Raw genomic sequence first — 5,210 nt, 5'->3', positions numbered from 1 at the left:
GGGTTGCACGGCGCATGGTCGCGGCATCGTCGAAGCTGATGCTTTGGTTGCCGTCCGTCTGCTCGATGGCAAGGTGGCGTAAAATGTCTGGCCAAAGGCGCTTCGACTTGACGGTGTCCAGCAACGTGAACAACGTCAGGTCCTGCGCCGACTTGATGCTCTCGCCGATGGCCGGAGTGCAGCAGATGACCTTCGGATCAGGCACCAGCAGTATGGTCTCGTAGTCCGGCCAATTGCCGTAGCCCCACTGGACGGTCATATCGATGTCGTCGCGTCCGAAATCGGGCAGATCGACCATCGTCGTCAGGCGCAGATCCGCACCGGGCAATATCTCCCGGAACAGAGATAGGCGAGGCAGCAAATAGTGGGTCGCGAAATAGGGGCTCGCATTCAGGTTGATGCGGTCCCGGTAATTCGACTTGGTGACGCGGCGAACACCTTCGGAAAATTCGTCGAACCCAGCTTTGACATAGTGCGAGAGAAGGATGGCAGACTCGGTCAATTCGACCGACCGCCCCTTGCGTTCGAACAGTGTCACCTGAAGCGTGTCCTCCAGTAGCTTGATCTGCTGTCCGACGGCCTGCGGCGTGACCAGCAATTCATCCGCCGCCTGCCGGAAGCTCTTGTGCTGCGCGACGGCGTGGAAGACGCGAAGCGCATTCAGCGAGGGAAGGCGAAGCTTGCCGGTCATCGTCTATTCCACCTCCTTTCGCTTGCGTTCCTGTTGGACAATTCAGCGCCGCCGGCGCGCGAAAATAGCTCAGGCGTATATATAACCACCTGAAACAATTACGTTTTCTCCGGTCATGTAGGTATTCTTGGGGCCGCCGGTCATGAGAACCCACTCGGCAATCTCCGCAGGCTCGGCGCCACGACCCAGCGGGCTCGCCTTGGCCAGTTCCTCGAGGAAGCCGAGGGCCTTGGCCCGCTCCGTGGCCATGCCTGCGGGGGCCACCGAATTGACCAGGATCCCGTGTTTTGCGACGTCATGGGCAAAGGAGCGCGTCAGGCTGACCACGGCGGCCTTGGTTGCCGCATAGTGGGCGTTCTGCGGATGCGCCTTGAAGGCATCGACAGAGGTCAGGTTGACGATCCGGCCACGCACATGGCTCTTCGGCTCCTGCGATTGCATGTGGCGAACGGCTGCCACCATCATATGATAAGTGCCCTTGATGTTGATGCCATTGGAGGCATCCCAATCGGCGTCGCTGATCTCGAGGAGCGGGCGGCGAGGGTAGATCGCGGCGCAATTGATCAGCGTGTCGATACGCCCGAGCTTCGAAACGATGGCGTCGAAGGCGGCGTGGCACTGAGGGCCGACCTGGATGTCGCACAGGGCGGCCGCGGTCGGCAGGCCGTTGGCCTTTGCCGGTGCGAGAGCGGCTTCGGCGGCGTCCTGGTTGATGTCGATGATGCCGATCTTTGCAGCCCCGGCCTCTACAGCCATCCTGGCCAAAAGCGCGCCGAGGCCAGCGCCGCCGCCTACGATCAGAACGGAAAGATCCTTCATTCCAGTTTTTCCTTACTTGGCGCCGCTTGGCGAGGTTGGCCATGTCGGCATGATGTCGAAACGGGTAACGTCGGCCCATGCGGGCAGGCCGAGTACCGCGACCACCATTCCGGCCACGTCATCCGGCTGCACCACTTTGCTGGCGTACATGGCCGCGCGCGCCTTTGCGTCGAGGATGTCCTGGTAGAGCTGCGTCTCGACACGGCCGGCGACGATCTCGGTGACACGGACGCCTGATGGGGAGAGGTCGGCGCGCAACGCGGCGGCAAAGCCTGATATCGCCGCCTTGGTGGCCGAATAGACGGCAATGTTGGAATATGCCGCGTGGCCCGCGGTGGAGCCGGTGAACAGGATGTGGCCAGCCTGCCGCTCGCGCATCTGCGGAACGACGAGGCGGGTAAGCAGGATTGCCGCGCTGAGGTTGACCTCCAGCGTGGTGTCGATGTCGGAGATTTTCATGTCGGCGAAATTGCCCAACGGTGGCATGATCCCGGCATTATTGATCAGCACGTCGATGGTCAGATCCGCCAGAACAGCTTCCAGCGCCTCGCGATCGGTCACGTCGACGGCGATGGGCACGATGCCGGATCGCTCGGCCTGCAACGCCTTGAGCGCGGCCTGGCTGCGCCCGACCGCATAGACATCGTAGCCGGCGTCGCTCAGTGCGATCGTCATGGCCCGCCCTATGCCGCTTGTTGCACCTGTGATGAAGGCTGTCGTCACGTTGGCTTCCCTGATTGCCTGATTCAGTCTGCGGCCTGGGCCGATGCCGCGAAACCAAGAAAACCAGCAAAAAGGAAAGATAAACTTTCGAATTCTCTTCTCCCGCCCGAAACCTGGACAGGTGGTGACCTCGGCGCCGAGGCTGAAAACCGAAGGAAACGACGGGAAAACGATGTTCTCAACCTGCGGGAAACGGTTCAGGTCAGCTGGCGGAGCCAAAACATGGCTTTCGCAATGCGGTGGCTAATCTGGGTGAGTGCGAATGCCTGGGTGATCGAAGCCGGGGCCTATCCGCCGGTCGAAACAGGCCTCTTCATATCGGTAAAGAGCGAGGCCGCAGCCGCCTGCTGCTCTGCCTCTGTCGCCGCGACGCCCGAAGCCCGTGCCAAAGCGCGCACACGCCCGAGGCTGTTGTGCAGATGCTTGCGCATGGCCTGGCGAGCGGCACGACCGTCCTGCCTTTCGATGGCATCCACGATGGTTTTGTGCTCGTTGTGAATGCGTGCGTAATAGCTGTCCTTGAGCGCCGGCGTGACCACGTAGCCCAGTTGAAAGCGTGGAACGATCATCGGCCTGAGATAGCTCAGGAAGCCGTGGATGAATTCGTTGCGCGCGGCTTTGGCGATCGCCAGATGGAAATCATAGTCATAGTGGATCTGGACCACAGCGGGATCCGCTTGCTGGGCGTCGACCTGTTCCATCAGGGTTCGGATTCCACTCGCCTCCGCATCGGTGCGCCGTTCCGCGCATAGCCCGGCGGACTCCACTTCCACACTCAATCTCAGTTCGAGCAGGGCAATGGTTTCCGGCAAGGTCCTCAGCGCCTCGTCCGGTATCGAGAAATTGCGCGGCGCCGGCGTTTCGCTGACGAACATGCCGCGGCCCTGCTGCGGCACCACCATCCCTTCGGAGCGCAATCGCGCCACCGCTTCCCGCACCACCGTCCGGCTGACGTCGTACTCGGCACAAAGCTCCGCCTCGGTCGGCAATTGCGCGCCGGGAAGCAGAGATCCGGAACGGATCTTTTCGGACAGACTCTCCGCCACGACAGTGGAAAGCGGTTTGCGCTTCGTCATCAGTCTCCCCTTAGCCAGATTCGCGATGATGCCCGAACCGGCAAGGCCATTCAAACCGCCGCGGTGACGATCAGCTCGACCAGCATTCCAGGCTTGGCCATCCGTCCTTCGCCGGAAGAGCGCGCGGGTGCATGCTCCTTCGGCATCCATCCGTCCCAGACCGTGTTGACCTCGTCGAAATCCCTGATGTCGTCCAGCCACATCTGCACGTGAAGGATACGTGTCTTGTCCGTACCGGCCTTGGCAAGCAGGACGTCGACCTTGCCAAGCGCCTCGCGCATCTGGTCGGCTGCGGACTGACCCGGCTTTGCGACCTGGCCGGTGAGGTAGAGGGTGCCATTGTGGATGACCCCGTGGTGGATGCGGGTGTCGAAGTCGAAGCGCTTGATGTCACTCATTGGATTGTCCTTGTCAGATTTCCGGCCTCCGCCGGATGGGTCAGATTTCCGGCCTCCGCCGGATGGGTCAGATTTCCGGCCTCCGCCGGATGGACTCAGATTGCCGGCGTCTGGCGGATGGGGTTTCCCTGCAGATATTGTGCGTAGGGCGCCTGAACGAGCCAGCCGGCGTCGACGGGCAGGGTGACGCCGGTTATCGATGCGGCCCGGTCGGAGCAGAGGAACAGTGCGGCCTCGGCAACGTCGCGCGGCTCGACGAAGCGGCGCAGCGCGGTGGTCGCCTGGATGGCTTCGGGGTTGCGCTCACCCTTGGCGATCCTGGCTTTCAGCCCGTCCGAAAGCGTGTAGCCGGGTGCCACCGCATTGACGCGTACGCCGTGCGGACCGAGCTCGGCGGCCAGGATCTGGGTCAAGGCCAGGACGGCATGCTTTCCGGGCGTGTAGGCGGGCAGGGACAGCGGCGCGAAGGAGGCAAGCGAGCCGACGTTCAGGATCGCGCCTCGCCCGGCAGCCGACATCAGCCGACCGAACACCTGGCAACCCAGCAAGGTGCCGCGATAGTTCACTCGCCACATCCTCTCGTCTTCGTCCAGATCCTGGTCGAGGACGTGCTTGCCACTCTGCAGGATGCCGGCGCAGTTGACGACGACGTGCGGGGTACCGAACGCGTCGCTGACGGCCTGCGCCAGCGCTTCCACCGAGCCGGATTCGGCGACATCGGTCTGGACAAACAGCGCGCGCGGTGCGCCGACCGCCGCGCAGGCGCCAACCGCCTCATCGCCCCGTGCCGCATCCCTGCCGGCGACCACCAGATGGTAGCCGTCCTCGGCGAAGCGCAGCGCTATCGCGCGTCCGATGCCGGAAGTGCCGCCGATGACGACGGCCGTCAATGTCTCAGCCATTGCCGCGACCCTTGCCTTCGATGTCGAAGAATTCGGACATGGCCCGGACCTGGAAATCCATCATCGGGCGCCCCGGCTGAATGCGGCAGCCAATCTCTTTCGCCGCCTTTAGCAGGGGGGTCTCGGCGGGCTCCATGATGATGTCGACGACCGTCATGTCCGGGGTCAGCCGGCTCACATCCAGCGGCAGCGGGTCGCCGGCGTGCATGCCGACCGGCGTGGCGTTGATCGCCATATGCATGCCGGAAGGCTCGGCCTCTCCAACCTGGATGCGGCATTTCGGGAAGACCTGCGCGACCAGCGCCGCCAGTTTTTCGGCGCGACCGGTATCGATGTCGGCCAAGCGGATTTCCTCGGCACCGGCTTCGGCGAGACAATAGGCCAGGGACGCGCCGGCGCCGCCGGCGCCGACCTGAAGGATGCGGCGGCCGGCAATCTCATGTCCGCCTGCCTTGAGGCCATCGATAAAGCCGACGCCGTCGAAATTGTCGGCGTACCAGCTGCCATCGGGCAGCCGGCGCACGGAATTGGCGCTCTGCACCCTCGCGGCGCGGTCGTGAGCGGCGGTGCATTTGTGATAGACCGCAACCTTGTACGGCAC

7 protein-coding genes are annotated in these 5,210 nt (G+C 63.2%); all 7 read right to left on the bottom strand.

The annotated features are described in order from the left end of the window. Window positions 1–691: LysR family transcriptional regulator (locus tag EN994_RS16910; RefSeq protein WP_127307667.1), on the bottom strand; the 691-nt coding region annotated here is incomplete at its 3' end. A gap of 69 nt (window positions 692–760) precedes the next feature. Next, window positions 761–1,510, bottom strand: coding sequence for an SDR family oxidoreductase (locus EN994_RS16905; protein ID WP_063168723.1), 750 nt, complete (start codon window positions 1,508–1,510; stop codon window positions 761–763). Between the two features lie 12 nt (window positions 1,511–1,522). Next, window positions 1,523–2,233, bottom strand: a complete 711-nt coding sequence (locus EN994_RS16900; protein WP_082826690.1) for an SDR family oxidoreductase — start codon at window positions 2,231–2,233, stop codon at window positions 1,523–1,525. A 287-nt stretch (window positions 2,234–2,520) separates the two neighbouring features. Further along, on the bottom strand, window positions 2,521–3,363 hold the full coding sequence (locus EN994_RS16895) for a FadR/GntR family transcriptional regulator (protein ID WP_082826522.1): 843 nt from the start codon (window positions 3,361–3,363) through the stop codon (window positions 2,521–2,523). Continuing rightward, window positions 3,360–3,707 carry a RidA family protein gene (locus EN994_RS16890; RefSeq protein ID WP_013530405.1) on the bottom strand — a complete coding sequence of 116 codons (348 nt, stop codon included), beginning with the start codon at window positions 3,705–3,707 and terminating at the stop codon, window positions 3,360–3,362. The genes EN994_RS16895 and EN994_RS16890 overlap by 4 nt, the downstream gene beginning before the upstream one ends. Window positions 3,708–3,802: 95 nt before the next feature. Then, entirely contained in the window at window positions 3,803–4,609 is an 807-nt protein-coding gene (locus tag EN994_RS16885) for an SDR family oxidoreductase (protein WP_063168722.1), read from the bottom strand. Then, on the bottom strand, window positions 4,602–5,210 hold a 609-nt coding region (locus tag EN994_RS16880; protein WP_127307666.1), incomplete at its 5' end, for a shikimate dehydrogenase. The genes EN994_RS16880 and EN994_RS16885, both read right to left, overlap by 8 nt.

The organism is Mesorhizobium sp. M7A.F.Ca.CA.002.09.1.1 (genome assembly GCF_003998555.1).
GTDB lineage: Bacteria > Pseudomonadota > Alphaproteobacteria > Rhizobiales > Rhizobiaceae > Mesorhizobium > Mesorhizobium ciceri.
The sequence above is the reverse complement of the archived record's forward strand: the minus strand, read 5'-3'. Positions and strand labels throughout refer to the sequence as shown.

Bases quoted from the DNA above. Each gene is read 5' to 3' on its own strand.
- EN994_RS16905 (WP_063168723.1), bottom strand. From the start codon at position 1,510: ATGAAGGATCTTTCCGTTCTGATCGTAGGCGGCGGCGCTGGCCTCGGC.
- EN994_RS16890 (WP_013530405.1), bottom strand. From the start codon at position 3,707: ATGAGTGACATCAAGCGCTTCGACTTCGACACCCGCATCCACCACGGG.
- EN994_RS16885 (WP_063168722.1), bottom strand. From the start codon at position 4,609: ATGGCTGAGACATTGACGGCCGTCGTCATCGGCGGCACTTCCGGCATC.